Origin of the sequence: Paenarthrobacter sp. NPDC091711 (assembly GCF_044756605.1) — a bacterium.
GTDB lineage: Bacteria > Actinomycetota > Actinomycetes > Actinomycetales > Micrococcaceae > Arthrobacter.
In genome coordinates, this window is record NZ_JBIVTF010000002.1 from 444,238 (window position 1) to 459,746 (window position 15,509).

Sequence of the window (15,509 nt, forward strand, 5' to 3'; positions counted from 1 at the left end):
TTTCGGCGTATGCTCTCCTCAGCGCAGACTAGCGGCGTTGTTCGCTTGGGGTAAGGCCACTTTTGAAGGCGGGGGTTCAGTGGCACAAGTTAAGCACGGGGTTTCTCCACTGCGCTGGTCCACGCGGCAGGTTTTGCCGCTCTTCCTGGTGCCAGTTGGGGTCTGTTTGGTTCTGTTGGCATTCGGACTGGCGAGCGGAGCAGGAACCTCGACGGCGCAACTCGCCGGCGACTTGGCAATCCTTATCGCTGCACTCACCGCGCTGACCACACACGCCCTCGCCGCCCGGAGACGCCGGGACAACAATTCCGGCCGCTGGTTCATCGTGGCGGGCTTGGCCATCTGGAGCGCCGGGCAAACGGTGTGGACCATCAACGGCATCACCCTGAATCATCAGTACCCGTTCCCGTCCTTCGCGGATATCGGTTTTGTTTGGTACGCGCTGCCCACCTCCATCGGCTTGGTGCTGCTGTTGAAAGGCCAAGGGCGGCCCATCCCGCTGCGCCGCACCATTCTGGACGCAGGAGTGGTGGCCAGCTCCACTTTCTTCATTGCATGGAGTTCCGTATTGGGCCCCCTGGCAGAGGCCACCGATCAGGATGCTTTTGCCCACACAACGCAGATGGCCTACCCCATCGCTGACGTCTTCATGGTCTCCGTAGTGATCGTCCTGACCATGCGCGCCGCCCGTGGGCGTCGGCTGCCCTGGTTGAGCCTGGGCGTCGGCTTCTGGATCCTCGCCATTACAGACCTGGCGTATATGAGCTTGACACTCCAAGGCGTGGGGGGAGTCACGGGATCCCCTTTGGCGCTGGGGTGGGTGTTTGCCTTCCTGCTGGTGGGACTCAGCCCTCTGCTTCCGGAAGCGGGCACCACGCAGAAGGACGGCCGCGCCTATGCGGCCGCCCTCGAGCTGCTCCCCTACCTGCCCGTGTTCAGTGCCGTGTTCTTCTCGCGCTCCCGTCCCATCGGGGAGGACCGGGTCCTGCTGATCACCGGGCTCGTGGTGGTGGTGTTTGTGATCGTGAGGCAGGTGCTCATCGTCGTCGAGAATGTGACACTGACCCGCGATCTCGAGTCGAAGGTGGCTCAACGCACTGCCGAGCTTGAGGGCCTGGGAGCAATCGTCAACTCCTCGGGAGACGCCATCATTGGCGAGACCCCCGATGGCGTGATCACCAGCTGGAACCCCGGCGCGGAGCGCATCTTCGGCTACCCGGCGTCGGAAGCCATCGGGCGGAAGGGCGATTTCTTCGTTCCGCAGGACCTGCTGGCGAACGAACGCCTCGCCTTGGAAAACACCGCGCAAAGCGGCGAGGTGCAGAACTACGAAAGCCAGCGGCGACGCGACGACGGCGAGGTTATTCCCGTGTCCGTGACATTGTCGCCAGTGCGGGGCGAATCCGGCATCCGCGGCGTAGCCACCATCAGCCGGGACATCACCGAACGCAAAGCTGCCGAGAAGGAACTCCTGACAGCCCGCGAGGCCGCGTTGGAGGCCAGCCGCCTCAAGTCCGAGTTCCTGGCCACCATGAGCCATGAGATCCGGACCCCGCTCAACGCGGTGATCGGCCTGACCTCGCTCATGATGGACACGCCGCTCAGCGAGGGTCAACGGCAGTACGCCCAAGGCGTCAAAGGCGCCGGTGAGGTCCTGCTGACCCTGATCAACGACATCCTTGACTTCTCCAAGCTTGAAGCCGGGAAAGTGGACCTGGACATCAACGTCTTCGACCCCCGGGCGCTGGTGGAAGAAGTAGCGGGACTGGTGGTGGAAGCCGCGCAGGGGAAAAACCTGGAGCTCATCTCCTACTGCCACCCGGACGTTCCGGCCCGCCTGATGGGCGACGCCGGCCGCATCCGGCAAATCCTGCTGAACCTGTCATCCAATGCCGTCAAGTTCACTCCCTCCGGCGAAGTGGAAGTCCAGGTCTCCGTCGTGGCGCAAGACCCGAACACAGCTTCACTGCGCTTCGAGGTAAGAGACACCGGCATTGGCATCAGCGCCGAGAATCATCAGAGGCTCTTCGAATCCTTCGCCCAAGCAGATGCCTCCACCACCCGCCGCTACGGTGGAACCGGCCTGGGCTTGGCCATCTCCCGGCGACTCACGGAAGTCATGGGTGGCAAAATCGGCCTGGAGAGCGAGCCTGGAGTGGGCAGCCGGTTCTGGTTTGACCTTGACCTGCCTGTTGGCCCGGCCGCCTCGGACATGGAATCCTTGCCCGCCACGCTGGCGGGACGCCGGGTGCTGGTGGTGGATGACAATGCAACCAACCGCCTGGTGCTGGAAACACAACTGGCCAGTTGGGGCATGCTGCCCGTCTCAGTAGCCGACGCCGCCTCCGCACTGGACGAATACCGTGCTGCGACCCGATCGAGCCACCCTTACGACATCGCCGTGGTGGACATGTGCATGCCAGACATCGACGGGCTCCAACTTGCCCGCAAGATCAAGGACGACGCCAACGGCTCCGGCGGCCCGGGGATCATCCTGCTGACCTCCACCATGCAGGTGGAAAGGAGCGACCTCACCTCCGCCGGAATCCGCGAATACCTCACCAAACCCGTCCGCAGCTCCGAGCTCTACAACCGTCTTCTGCGGGTGCTGGCCACCAAGACCGCCGGCGCATCTACCCCGCCGGTGCTTGCCTTCCGTGGTGAAACGGCGGATCCTGTACCGCGGCTCGGGAAGCTGCTGGTGGCCGAGGACAACGAAGTGAACCAGCTGGTGGCCCGGGGAATGGCCAACCGGCTCGGCTACGAGGTGCACATTGTGGACGACGGGGAACAAGCCGTCTCCGCTGCCCTGTCCGGCACCTACGCAGCGGTGCTCATGGACTGCCACATGCCCGTCATGGACGGCTTCGACGCGACCCGCGCCATCCGTGCCCGCAACGGCCATTCGGCAAGAATCCCCATCATCGCCATGACGGCCGGAGCCTTGGACGAAGACCGCGAGCGCTGCTTCGCTGCGGGAATGGATGACTACATCAGCAAGCCCGTGGATATGGCAAAACTCGCTGAAGTACTCTCACGGTGGGTGCCGCAACAAGAGCAGGAGTCGACGGCGGATGGCGGGGTGGACGCCGTTGCCGCGCCGGATGCGGGGGCGGACGCCGCTGCCTCGGACGCCGTCGCCGCGCCGGATACGGCGCAACAGCAGGCGGAAGCACCGGCGTCGACATCTGTCCTTGACCTGGAGCGGCTGGAAATCCTGCGCGAGCTGGGGCCCGCCGACGGTTTGGGTCTGCTGCCTGAAGCCGTCAAAGCTTTCCGGCAGGATTCCCAAGGAGCCTTGGCGACGATGCGCTCGGCGCTGGTCACCGGACAAGCCGCCACTGTGGCAGCCGCAGCCCACAAGCTCGCCGGGGCGGCCGCTAACATCGGAGCCACTGGTGCTGCCGGCCTTTGCAAGGAACTGGAGCGGCTCGGAAACCAGACAGGACCGGACCTTGGAGCCAGCGGATCGCTGCTGCTGGACCAATTGCACGCCGAACTCATACGCGTGGACCAAGCACTTGAACACACACTAACGGGGGCACACTTGCGGGAAGCACCACTACGGGGAACGTCATGAAAATCCTCATCGCCGACGACGACCAGATCTCCAGGATGATCACCAAGGCCGCCGTGGAGCAGTCCGGGCACGAATGCATCGTGGCCGTCGACGGTGACTCGGCATGGCAGCTCTACAAGGAACACAGCCCCGAAGCTGTGGTGACGGACCTGATGATGCCCGGCCTGAACGGGCTGGATCTATGCCGCGCCATCCGGGCCGCCGAGGAGGACAGCTACACCTACGTGATCCTGGTGACCTCGCATGGTTCGCGTAAAGACGTACTGGCCGGGATGGAAGCCGGAGCTGATGACTACGTCACTAAACCGCTGGATCCGTTCAGCCTGCACATCCGTCTCCTGGCGGCACACCGCATCACCTCGCTGCATGCGGACCTTGCCCGGTACCGTTCAGCGCTGACTGAGCAGGCACGGACCGACCCCCTCACAAAACTGCACAACCGCCTGAAGCTGGCCGAAGACCTGGGCACACTGCACGGTGGGGGCACCATGGAGCACGACTACTGCCTGGCCATGGTGGACGTGGACAACTTCAAGAGCTACAACGACATTTACGGCCACCAGGCGGGTGACGCCGCACTGATTTCCATTGCGGCAACACTGGCAGGCGAGGTCCGGAAGTCCGATGGCGTCTACAGATTTGGCGGCGAAGAATTTCTCCTGGTCTTGCGCGATCAGCAGGCGGACGACGCACGGATTGTCATGGAGCGTGTTCGGTCTGCCGTGCAGGACTTGAGGATCGAACATTCCGGCGATCCCGACGGCGTCCTGACCATCAGTGCGGGCATCTCGGCGTTTACCGGTGGTCACCGTGCCGGAACCGAGCAACTATTGCGGGAAGCTGACTTGGCGCTGTACGCGGCAAAGGCCTCCGGCCGGAACCGCGTGTCCCTGGCCGGTGCCCTCCGGTCAGAATGAGCGTGCCGGAAGCTCACCCCCGCCAGGCACAAAGTACGTTTCCGGTTTCAGTGGGATAACTCCGCCGGGGAACAGCGCATCTGCCTGCGTGGGGTACTGCCTGATCCGCCCGGGTTTCGCGTCGAGCCCTGTGTCCCAGGTCCACGGCACGAATCCCATGCTGGACAGCTGCTGTTCATCCGGGCCGGCCGTCAGATCGTAGGGAAAGTCCGAGTACATCACCACGTTCTCCGGGTGTCCTTTGCCGAGCTCGCGGGTGATGAGGTGGTCCACATGCTTCCCCACCCCCGCCGGGCAGAACAGCAGTTCGGCTTTGGTTTGCGCCATGAGTCCGGCGACATCGGTGCGGAGTTGTCTGATGAGCGCGTGATCGCCCTTTGCGATCCTGCCCAGCGCGATATCAAACCTGTAGGTGGGGTACCGGTGAGTCAGCTCCGGAAGCAGCCGGTCCCATGCGCTGCTCCCCAACACCGGTGGCTTGCGCCGGCGTCGGAACAGTGCGTCCACCTCCCCCAGATGGATGGATTGCACTCCCATGTCCGCCAGCACGGCGCGGTCCTCGGACTGCCTCGCCTGGAACAGTTCCCCGGCCTCCGGAACGGTGCATTGACGCATGAAGGACCGTGCTGCGCGCGTATGCGGCGCCGGTGTTGCCTCGGTGAAGAGCGTGGCCACGATGATCTGGCGCCCTTGGGCCTGCGCTTCAATTAACGCGCCGCAGGACAACACTGCGTCATCCAGATGGGGTGAGAGGAACAGCCACGGGGCGTCGCCTGCCAGGGAACGTTCAACTCGTGATGGGAGCGGCATTCAAGACCTTTCAACGTGGCGGGCATGCATCCGGCCGGGTTGGGGATTCAGTAGTTCGGTGAGCGCACTGCCGTATGCCTGCGCCTGCATCCCGGCGAGCGCGTCCCAGTTGTAGCCGGCAGCGAATTTCCGTCCCTGCTCACCCACATGCTCCAGCCCCGCCTGCCGGTAGCGCCGGGCAATCTCGTCCCCCAAGGCCTGGACGTCGAAGGCTTCCACAATCCACCCCGTGCCCGGAGGGACGATCTCCTTCAGGCAAGGAATATCGAAGGCGATCACCGGAGTACCTGCCGCAAGCGCATCAATGGCCACCAACCCGAACGTCTCGTGCCGGGAAGGCACCACCAACAGTCGGGCATCGCTGAGTATCTGGAACTTCTTCTCCCCGGACACCCAACCGAGCATCTGCACCCGATCGGATAGGCCGGCTTCCCGGATGGATGTGCGCAACCGTTCGTCGTCCGGGCCTGTGCCGGCGATCAGCAGGTTGCCCTCCACCCTCTCGCAGGCATGGGCCCAGGCTTCCAGAAGGAGATCCAGGCCCTTGTGCCCGAACTCCAGGCGCCCCAGGAAGAGGACATCCTTTCCGAGGTGCGGTTGAGTGTTCCAGATGCCGGGATCCACACCGTTACCGATGACGTCCACGTGCAGGTCCGGGTTCAGGTCCATAAGCCGTTCCCCGATGCCCTGGGAAACCGCGATGAGTCTGCGGTGCTTCCGAACGCCCAGCCGCTCTATCCAGTGCAGGGGAAGCTTGTATTGCCGGGCCTTGTCCCTGGCGTGAAGCCATTGGACAACACCGATGGTGGGACGTTGAGTCCATAGTGGTGCGGCCATGGTGGAAAACGGGGCGAAGAAATCCTCAACCACCAGCTCGGCAGTGGATCGGCGTTTGCGTACCTCGAAGGGCAACCGGGCAACATAGGCCACCAGCCTGGTCAAGCGGTTCTTTCCCGCTCCGATGCCGATGGGGACATAGTGCACGCCGTCCTCCATGCGATCCTGCCATCCGGGATACCGGGTGGTCAGGACAGTGATGCGGAAGCCTTTTGCCGCCAGGCGGCGGTTGATTTCGTGGGTCCTTACTGATCCTCCGCCCGCCCCGGGCATGCGGGGGTCTTCAAAGCCCAAATGCAAAACTCTCATCTCTATTTTTCCGTCCCAAACTCTTTTGAAGGCTCGCCAATCCCGTCCGCGGCGGCTGCATCAAGGGCAGCGGCATCCACGTACCAGACAGTGGTTTCACCGTTGGTGGGACCAGGCGTTGTGACCATGGGAGTGGCGTGCTCCTTCAGCCAGGCCAGCATGGTGGGGTTTGCATAGCCGTAGCCCTGGCTGGTGGGCTTCGACTGGGTCAGGATGTAGCTGACGCCGTTCTCTTTCATGAGTGGCGCGGAAGGCCAAATCCCGAACCGTGAATCGTGCATGTAGGCGAAGTGGCCGGTGCTGTTGGTAACGCTGATCCGCGCGTCGGCAGGAAGATTGGCCCGCAGCCAGTCATTGGCCCGGACAAAGCCGTTGTCCGTGGTCAGGGCCGTGCGAAGCCCCAAAATCACGGTCAACACCACATAGCAGACACTGATGACGGCCAAGGTCTTGCGGGTCTTGGGGTACCTCTCCCGGATTTCCACCACCACCAGAACCGAGCAGATGGCGCCGGCCACCATGACGCCGTAGCCGTACTGTTCCTCGAAAGTGCCGAACACCGCACTGTAAGCACCCGCTGCACCAAGGGCCAAACCCGCCAATCCAATGAGACGACGGCCGGCATGGTGGCTGAAGCACAACAGCAAGCCAACCACCGGGCAGAGGCCCAACAGGAAATAGCTGGTCCCGAAGTGTCCACTCTGTTCGATGAGCCTGGACACGATGCTCGGTGAACCCTCGGAAGTAAAACCCGTGGACTTCTCCACGCCGGACATGCGCACCAGGCCATTGCTTTTTGCCCATACCCAGCTGGGAAAGTGGCCATGCGCGGCCACCACCATCAGGTAGACCCCGTAGGGCAGGAAGCCAAAGCCCACGACCACCAGTCCCTTCCGCCAATGAAAGGACCTCTTCCACACCATGGCCGCCATCACGGGAGCCAGGGTGCAGATGAAAAAGAAGTCCTTGCAGAGGATGGAATACCCCAGCAGGAGTCCGGCAGTCGCAAGCTTGAGGAAGGGAAGCGGTTTGTGCTGAGACCCGAGGGGTGAGATCAGGAACAGCAAACCAGCCAGCCCCGGCACCATGGCCGTGGTTTCAAGGAAAGCATGGCTGTTGTTCCTCAGGATGAACGGTTCGAATGCCAACAGCACCGCCGTGAGCCAAGCTGCCGTGGGTGTTGCAAGTCTTCGTACCAGCAGGAAGCCCAGTCCTACAGTCAGCGCGCCCATCACCGCATTGAGCCAACGTAATTGAAGCGTCACCTCAATGATCTCGCCGGTGATCCCCAAGATGTTCACTACCCCGGCTTCCAGGAGGAAGTACCCGGGCGGATGGAGAAAGAAAGGCCCATCAGGCAGGGTGGGGAACTCGCCGGCGGCTACGGACTCACCAAGCCGGACGTACAACATTTCGTCCACCCACAGCTCGAAGCCTCGTTCAAGGCCAAGGGCGCGCAGGCCGAACGCGGCAGCAACCACAGCGATAAATGCGGTCAGGTTGCTCGAAAGCGCCCAGCGTCTCCACGCCACCACAGGACTCGGAGATGATGATTCAGGCTTGGACCGGCGGCCTGTCGCTTTACTGCGTCTGCCAACCTGCCGCCGTCGTATCTTTCTGAAGTCGTTCCTGTGCGGCAGCATTCCGCGCTGGTGGGCAAGCACGGTGATGCCGCTGATGGCGGCAATGGCAAACCAGAGCAGAGGCTGTAACTGCGCGGCGACTGCGAGGGTCACGATCAGGATGATTGCCTGGACGAGGAACGTGCGGGCGCCCCTTCCGGGGTGGGCAGCCGCGAGGGCCGGGCGTGCCAGGACGGCAAGGACCGCACAGGCAGTCACAGCGCCAACAGCCGAGCCAACGGCCATTCCTGTGACGGCGTTCAGTTGCCAGCCGATCCACAGCCCGCCAATCACCAAGAGGCACGCACAAGCGAGCCCTATTTGGCAGCGGCGGTAGGCGCGCATGGCAAGGAGGACGGTGGAAAGCACCATCAGGACTGCATAGCCGAGACCGGAAGCCGCCAGCCATGGCAGGAGGCCAAGGGAGCCGTGGTACTTCTGCGGAATTATGAGCCCGGACATCAGGGGCGGGGCGGTAGCGATAATAGCGAAGGCCACCACCACGAGCTGCCCGAAAGACGCGAAGGAAGCACCAAGCACCGCACCAACTTTCGCGCCCGGGGTTCGCAAGAGCGGAAAAGCCACCAAAGCCGTACCCGCTGCCACATACACGGGCCCCTTGGCTATTGTTGCGAGCGCCTGGAAGCCGGCGGCGTCCACTGAGCCGCTATCCAGGAAGCCAACCACCATGACGTCCAGTCCCACGAGCACGGACACGACACATAGAACCGACGCGATATCCGAGGTTTCAGCCCATCGCCACCTCTGTAGCAAGACATGGGGACGCCAGCGGAGATCCCGATAGAACTGCCACGGCACCACCAGCGGCGCCAGGCAACCCACCACAAAGCCGAGGATCGCTCCCCCGGCATTCCAGGCCATCACAATGACCAGTAGGCTGAAGATCAGCCGGAGGACAACCTCGCCGATGGTGGACATGGCGTACCACGTGAAGCGCAGCTCTCCCTGGAGCCACCCTGCGGGCGCATTCACAACGAAAATGACAAAGGCGGCGAGAGCTACGGCAGCCGCCAGGTCCGGCGTAGCGATGGCCAGCGTCACGCCGCCTGTGATGGTGGCGGCCGCAAGTCCGGCCAGGCAGGAGACGAAGACTGAGAAGGCCATGCCGTTCTGTCGCTCTTCGGATCCTTGCCTGTGGACAGCCACCACATGTGAGAGAGGAAGCGGGACCAGTGCGTTGGCAACGATTCCCACCACGCCCAGGATCATGGCGGCGGCCGCAAATTGTGTGTAATCCTCTGTGCCCAGCATGTTGGCCATGAGCAGGGAGCAGGCGTAGCTCACCACCCCCACCAACCCGGCCGACACAGCTAGGAAGCCACTGTTTTGAGCTATTTTGGCGTCTTGATTCGGTGCCCCTTTCCTGCCATCGGCTCTTGGCCTCAAGCTTGTTCCTGTGGTCATTGTTTGTTCGGATATAGCCACCGATCAGCTACCGTTGCAGACCATCGAGGGCATCCGCCGGCGCGAAGACGCTTCCGGGCCCGGCAAGCAAAGTGCTGCGGCCTGCGGAGTGAATTTCCGGCGAGGCCACTCCGATCATTTTCATCGCGGCAAAGGCCTCGAACTCATCGCGGCCTTTCATGATGATGGACACGTGGCCGTCAACCACTGCATATTCATCCGTTGGCTTCAGCGCGGCCATGAACGCGGCGTCACCGGATCCCAAGTGGCCAGGCACGTCGAACTGACCAGGCAATTCGAACTGGACCACAGTGGATAGATCCGAATGAGAGGCCAGGGGGTCTCCCCCGTCCCTTCGCATCAAGGTTTCCTCCAGCAGCACTCCGGTAAGAAGCCTGGTGCTGCGGTCCCAGTTAAAGCAACGGGCCCATTCGCGGCACTCGCCGGAGACGATGATGGCTGCCTCGGGCGCAGCCAACTCGGTGATGGCATCAACAATGGCGCTGCCCAAGTCCGTGGGGTTGTCCACCAGCCATCCGGTGCGGCCGTCCACCACGGAATCCCTGATACCCGGGACCCGCAAAGCCAAACACGGAACTCCCCACGCTGCTGCTTCAATCACGGAGCAACCCCAGCCTTCCGAGGCCGATGTGGAAGCTGTCATCCAGGCGCGGCTCAGCACAGCATCGCGGACCTGGTTGGGCTGGTATCCGTGGAAAGTGACGGCGTGGTCCAAACCAAGGTCCATTGCCAATTGCTGCAGCCGTGCCCGTTCGGGCCCGTCACCAATGATGTCCATACGCAGATGCGGTAGCTTCCGCGCCGCCACAGCAAACTGTCCCAGCAGCAGGTCCAATCGTTTGTGGGGCACAAGGCGGCTCACGACGGCGATGGTGGGCTCCGCGGCCCGGGTGGCAACAGCCGGCGGAATGTCGATGGTTCCGTTCGGCACCACATGGATGGGGGCCGAGAATCCGAGTTCCCGCAGGTCCATGCGGGTGGAAGGCGAGACCGCCACCATGGCACGCTGCCCATAGACCGTCCTGGCACCGCTGCTTTCGAGGAAGCGGCCCACCGCGGCCATGGGCGGGGAGAACCGGGTACGGAACTGATCCTGGTGAACGTGGTGGACCAGCTGGACGATGGGGATGTCCCCTCGCAGGAACAACGGCGAGAAGAACGGGATTCCGTTTTGGCAATCCACCACAGCATCGAACCAGCCGTTGGTACGCAGGAGCCGGAGTGCTGCATACCCATAGATGGAGAGTGCTCCGCCACCGCGCAATATGCGAATGCCGTCAATGACCTCCTCGGCCGCCTGACCGGCGTCGCGGCCCGTAAACCACGTGACACGGACTCCGCTGTTGACCCATCTGCGTGAAATTTCATGCATGTACTGCTCTGCGCCGCCGGCCTGGGAGTGCCTGACGTCGCGCCAGTTGAGCACCAGTACGTGCTTTCCAGCGAGCCTGCCGGGGGAATTCAGGTCCGTTGAGGCGTCCGTCATGATGCGGCCTTCTGAAGTTGGATCACCGAGGCGAAGCTGGCCACTCCGTCCTGGAAGGGACGGAACGTGGACTCGGCGCCGTCGGTCCACGCCACGGGCAGTTCCACAATGCTGGCCCCGTTGTCCTGAAGCCGAAGGAGAAGCTCCACATCGAAGGCAAACCCGGTGCTGCGGCACTGCACCATGGCAGCGGTGAGCGCGTCCCGCTCAAAGAACTTGAAGCCGCATTGGGTGTCCTGGATGCCCTTGACCTTGGACTTGGTCAGAACCCGGAAGGCGGTGCCGCCCATCCTGCGCCCAAGGTGTTGGGGCACAACAAAGGTGGAACCCGGGGCGTGGCGGGAGGCGATAACCGCCGCTGCCCCACCTGCGAGATGAGCCATGGTTTCGGTGAGCGTTTCCAGCGGCGTGGCCAGGTCGGCGTCGAAAAAGCCCGTAAATCTGGACGTTCCGCTCAGGAGGCCACGGCGAACAGCTGCCCCTTTCCCGCGACGGGAACACCCCACCAGCGAGATCGGCACCGCATCCCCGTTTTCCCGGGTTTCCCGGGATATGCGGCGGACCACCGCGGCGGTGTCGTCCACACTGCCGTTGTCCACCACCACAATGCGCGAAGACCATGGCTGAACTGCCAGGAAATCCACCGTTTGCGTCAGTGTGCTGGAAATCCTTCCAGCCTCGTTGTAGGCAGGAATGATGACTTCGAGGTCTACGTGGGAGCGACGCAAAGAGGCTGGATGTCGTTTTACCTGGAGTCGACCCCTCCTGAGGGTCTGAACACTATGCGCGTGAAGTGGAACCATCTGAATCTCCAATATCCGGGAACGGGGGCGAAAATCGTGCTCGCACTCTATGGAGTGGACCCACCACGCAAGTCATGACGCCGGTCCGGGCGGTGTGTCCAAATGATGGACCTACTTACTCCTTGCCCGCGGTCCCGGGCGCTCTGAGCGAAATTGCTGGTTCTGTGTCAGAGCCCGTCTATAGAGTGGCCACATGAGCCACACTTCTTCCGCGCCTGCCGCTGCCAAGGAACCTACTCTCCAGCCTCCTGTCGCCCAGCAGATCCCCACCCGCCGCGAACACCACGGCGATGTCTTCGTGGACAACTATGAGTGGCTCAGGGACAAGGAATCCTCCGAGGTTGTTGACCATCTCAAGGCGGAGAACGCCTACCAGGAGGCGGTCACGGCGCACCAGGAACCACTCCGCGAGGCTATGTTCCAAGAGATCAAGGGCCGGACCCAGGAGACGGATCTTTCCGTGCCCAGCCGCAAGGACGGCTGGTGGTATTACAGCCGTTCGGTGGAGGGCAAGGAGTACAGCATCCAATGCCGGGTCCTGGCCAACAACACCGGCGATCCTGTGGCGGACTGGACTCCTCCGGCCGTTGAAGCAGGCGTCGGGATTCCGGGCGAGCAGATTCTTTTGGACGGCAACATTGAAGCCGAGGGCAAGCCGTTCTTCAGCGTGGGCGGCGCCGCCGTGACCATTGACGGCAACCTTTACGCCTACGCGGTGGACAACTCCGGAGACGAACGCTTCACTCTGCGAATTAAGGATCTGCGCACCGGGGAGCTCCTCCCGGACGTCATTGAGGACATCTTCTACGGGGTGGCTTTCTCCCCTGACGGCACCAGGCTTTTCTACACGGTGGTGGACGATTCCTGGCGGCCCTATCAGGTGAAATCCCACCTTCTGGGCACGCCTGTAGCTGAGGATGAAGTGATCTATCAGGAAGACGACGTCGCCATGTGGCTCGGCTTCGACCTCTCCTCGGACCGCCGCCACCTGGTGCTGAGCATCGGCTGCTCCGAGTTCAGTGAAACGCGGCTGCTCCGGTTCGACTCCTACGAGGCCGGTCTCAGCACCGTGATTTCCCGCGACCATCACGTCCTCTACGAGGCCGAGCCCTTCCTCCTCGAGGGCAAGGAAACCCTGCTCCTCACCCACAACAAGGACGCCATCAACTCGATGGTGAGCCTTGTGGACCCGGCAGAGCTCACCAAGCCGCTGGCCGAGCAGGACTGGCGCACCGTCGTCGAGCATTCCCGGGATGTTCGCGTCAACGGCGCGGGCGTGACGTCCACGCACCTGGTGTTGTCCGTCCGCAAGGACACCATTGAGCGCGTGCAGGTACTCCCGCTGACCGGACTGGGTACGGCTGCTCAGGGGGCTCCCGTGGAGCCGGCCTTCGATGAAGAGCTGTACACCGCGGGCGTTTCCGGCTCTGATTACGAAGCCCCGGTGATCCGCATGGGTTACACCTCGTACTTCACGCCGTCGCGCGTCTATGACTTCGTCCTGCCAACATCAGACCAGCCCCGCGGCGAGCTGCTGCTTCGCAAGGAAAGCCCGGTTTTGGGCGGCTACTCGGCAACGGATTACGTCGCCACCCGCGAATGGGCAACGGCCGACGACGGCACAAAGGTGCCGTTGTCCGTGCTGCGTCACGCTTCGGTCCCGCAGGACGGCACTGGCGCCGGGCTGGTTTACGGTTACGGTTCCTACGAAATGAGCATGGATCCGGGCTTTGGCGTGGCCCGTTTGTCCCTCCTGGACCGCGGAATCGTCATGGTGATCGCCCACATCCGCGGCGGCGGTGAACTTGGACGCACGTGGTACGAGGACGGCAAGAAGTTCACCAAGAAGAACACTTTCACGGACTTCATTGCAGCCACGGACTGGCTGGCAGGTTCCGGATGGGTGGATCCTTCGCGGATAGCTGCCATGGGTGGATCCGCTGGTGGCCTGCTCATGGGCGCGGTGGCAAACATGGCCCCGGAAAAATACGCTGCCGTGGTGGCCCAGGTGCCGTTCGTGGATGCTCTGACCACCATCCTGGACCCCGAGCTTCCGCTATCCGCCTTGGAATGGGAAGAATGGGGCAACCCCATCACCGACCCCGAGGCCTACGCCTACATGAAGTCGTACACTCCGTACGAGAATGTGAAGGCCGCGCCCTACCCCAAAATCGCTGCCGTAACGTCGTTCAATGACACCAGAGTGCTTTACGTTGAGCCGGCCAAATGGGTCCAGGCGCTGCGCTCCGCATCCACAGGTTCCGAGCCGATCGTCATGAAGATCGAAATGGATGGCGGCCATGGCGGTGCATCCGGCCGGTACGTGCAGTGGCGCGAGCGGGCATGGGATTACGCCTTCATCGCTGATTCCCTCGGTGCCACGGAACTGCTCCCCGGCGCCGGCCTCAAGTAGGCAAGCGCACCCAACTGAGTAGCAGATCAGGTCGTTCCCAGGGCTGGGAACGACCCGATCTGCTACTCAGTTGGGTTGACGGGCGCGGAGCAGTGCGTAGTAGCCCGGGATGAGATCCGGCGACGTCGGGTTGCTCAACGGGCGGGTCTCGATGCTCGCTGAACCTTCCTCCACGAGGTTCCAGTCCGCCGTCGGGAAGGCCTTGGCCCGTTGCGCGGCTCCGAAACGGCCGGGCATGGGCAGTCCCCGGATTGCTCCCTCGAGCGGCGCCGGAATGGATTTTCGTGTGGCTCCGAGGTGGCTGACGTAGTCCACGGGAGTGCCCGGGAAGTTGGTCTCGGCCAGGAAAACGCCACCGCGGGTCCCGACGACGGGCAGCAAGTTCGCGGCCAAAGCGGCCTGGCCGCTGCGGTCCAATACGTGCAGGACGCCGCGGATAAACACGTTCGCATTCCCGGTCCAGCCCGCAGCCGCGAGAGCCGTTTCCACGGTCTGCGCGGCGTCAGGTGCCGTCATGTCGCACACTGCGAATGCCGCCGTCGTTATCCCCGATGCCTCCTGCCGGGCGCGGTCCACTGCGTGGGGGGAGTAATCGAGCCCCAGGGCGAGCGGGAAATGTTGGGCCAGGAGCCGGGTGAAACTGCCGTTCCCGCACCCAACATCCACTATGGGGAGGGTGGGGTCCAGCTGCGACAGGCAGGGAAGGTAGCCGTTGAGTTCATGAGCGCTTCCCGAATCCCACAAGACATCGCCGGTGGCACCGGTTGAACGGACGTTGCCCCAGTACTGATCCCAGGCCGTCAGTGGATCTTTGGGGGCTGCCGAGGAAAGCCTGATGAGCCGGGGTATCAGCAGGTACTTTTTGAGCGCGGAGAACATCCTCCAAATATATGGGGCGCTACGCCTCCACCAACCACTCCAACGCTTCTGTTTCGGAGGTAAAGAACTTGGTAGGACATGGCGGCTTCATAATCCCCAGGAAGAAATTGGCAATGACCCTATCCACCGGGGACGAGCCCCAGAGGGCGATCCGGGAAGCCTGACATGGTTTGGCAAAAACTGACCGGGCACCCCTGGTGACATCGTCCGTGGTGGCCATATCAACAATCATGGGGTGCCGGTCCGTTCCGCAGAGCTCGTTGACCCTGTCCATGGCCCTTTGCGCATCCGGTTCTTTGATCCGGGCCCCACGCGGCCACGTCAGGCGCAGGATCCCGGGCTCTTCGAGCTCTAAATCGAACGTCACCTCTTGGTGGTCTTGCGGTGTAGCTGGGTGGTCCACAATT

10 protein-coding genes are annotated in these 15,509 nt (G+C 62.8%); 3 read left to right on the forward strand and 7 right to left on the reverse strand.

Features of this window, described 5'->3' with window-relative positions; all coding sequences use genetic code 11:
• Positions 1–79 precede the first annotated feature (79 nt).
• Both ACIQH5_RS05390 and ACIQH5_RS05395 read left to right on the forward strand, forming a co-directional pair.
• Positions 80–3,580 carry a response regulator gene (locus ACIQH5_RS05390; RefSeq protein ID WP_400400949.1) on the forward strand — a complete coding sequence of 1,167 codons (3,501 nt, stop codon included), beginning with the start codon at positions 80–82 and terminating at the stop codon, positions 3,578–3,580.
• On the forward strand, positions 3,577–4,497 hold the full coding sequence (locus ACIQH5_RS05395; RefSeq protein WP_400400951.1) for a diguanylate cyclase: 921 nt from the start codon (positions 3,577–3,579) through the stop codon (positions 4,495–4,497). Before ACIQH5_RS05390 ends, ACIQH5_RS05395 begins: the two co-directional genes overlap by 4 nt.
• Here the strand turns inward: ACIQH5_RS05395 and ACIQH5_RS05400 are convergent.
• Genes ACIQH5_RS05400 through ACIQH5_RS05420 form a run of 5 tightly spaced genes read right to left on the reverse strand, consistent with a single transcriptional unit; the run spans position 4,489 to position 11,735 of the window.
• On the reverse strand, positions 4,489–5,307 hold the full coding sequence (locus ACIQH5_RS05400) for a PIG-L deacetylase family protein (RefSeq protein ID WP_400400953.1): 819 nt from the start codon (positions 5,305–5,307) through the stop codon (positions 4,489–4,491). The genes ACIQH5_RS05395 and ACIQH5_RS05400 overlap by 9 nt on opposite strands.
• Complete coding sequence (locus tag ACIQH5_RS05405; RefSeq protein WP_400400955.1) at positions 5,308–6,453, reverse strand: glycosyltransferase family 4 protein; 1,146 nt, start codon at positions 6,451–6,453, stop codon at positions 5,308–5,310.
• A gap of 2 nt (positions 6,454–6,455) precedes the next feature.
• Positions 6,456–9,500 carry an oligosaccharide flippase family protein gene (locus tag ACIQH5_RS05410; RefSeq protein WP_400400957.1) on the reverse strand — a complete coding sequence of 1,015 codons (3,045 nt, stop codon included), beginning with the start codon at positions 9,498–9,500 and terminating at the stop codon, positions 6,456–6,458.
• Positions 9,501–9,528: 28 nt separating this feature from the next.
• Positions 9,529–11,007 carry a glycosyltransferase family 4 protein gene (locus tag ACIQH5_RS05415; RefSeq protein WP_400400959.1) on the reverse strand — a complete coding sequence of 493 codons (1,479 nt, stop codon included), beginning with the start codon at positions 11,005–11,007 and terminating at the stop codon, positions 9,529–9,531.
• Entirely contained in the window at positions 11,004–11,735 is a 732-nt protein-coding gene (locus tag ACIQH5_RS05420) for a glycosyltransferase (RefSeq protein WP_400400961.1), read from the reverse strand. The genes ACIQH5_RS05415 and ACIQH5_RS05420 overlap by 4 nt, the downstream gene beginning before the upstream one ends.
• A gap of 268 nt (positions 11,736–12,003) precedes the next feature.
• Between ACIQH5_RS05420 and ACIQH5_RS05425 the strand changes: the two genes are divergently transcribed.
• Positions 12,004–14,223: a S9 family peptidase gene (locus ACIQH5_RS05425; protein ID WP_400400963.1), complete on the forward strand. Its 2,220-nt coding sequence runs from the start codon at positions 12,004–12,006 to the stop codon at positions 14,221–14,223.
• Between the two features lie 66 nt (positions 14,224–14,289).
• Here ACIQH5_RS05425 and ACIQH5_RS05430 read toward each other — a convergent pair whose 3' ends face one another.
• A complete protein-coding gene (locus ACIQH5_RS05430) occupies positions 14,290–15,102 on the reverse strand; it encodes a class I SAM-dependent methyltransferase (RefSeq protein ID WP_400400965.1) in 813 nt (270 codons plus the stop codon).
• 19 nt (positions 15,103–15,121) lie between these two features.
• Positions 15,122–15,505 (reverse strand): STAS/SEC14 domain-containing protein, encoded by a 384-nt coding sequence (locus ACIQH5_RS05435; RefSeq protein ID WP_400400967.1) that lies wholly within the window; start codon positions 15,503–15,505, stop codon positions 15,122–15,124.
• Between the last annotated feature and the right edge of the window lie 4 nt (positions 15,506–15,509).

Coding starts and splice junctions, on each gene's coding strand:
- ACIQH5_RS05395 (WP_400400951.1), top strand. CDS start 3,577: ATGAAAATCCTCATCGCCGACGACGACCAGATCTCCAGGATGATCACC.
- ACIQH5_RS05425 (WP_400400963.1), top strand. CDS start 12,004: ATGAGCCACACTTCTTCCGCGCCTGCCGCTGCCAAGGAACCTACTCTC.
- ACIQH5_RS05405 (WP_400400955.1), bottom strand. CDS start 6,453: ATGAGAGTTTTGCATTTGGGCTTTGAAGACCCCCGCATGCCCGGGGCG.
- ACIQH5_RS05410 (WP_400400957.1), bottom strand. CDS start 9,500: ATGACCACAGGAACAAGCTTGAGGCCAAGAGCCGATGGCAGGAAAGGG.
- ACIQH5_RS05400 (WP_400400953.1), bottom strand. CDS start 5,307: ATGCCGCTCCCATCACGAGTTGAACGTTCCCTGGCAGGCGACGCCCCG.
- ACIQH5_RS05430 (WP_400400965.1), bottom strand. CDS start 15,102: ATGTTCTCCGCGCTCAAAAAGTACCTGCTGATACCCCGGCTCATCAGG.
- ACIQH5_RS05415 (WP_400400959.1), bottom strand. CDS start 11,007: ATGACGGACGCCTCAACGGACCTGAATTCCCCCGGCAGGCTCGCTGGA.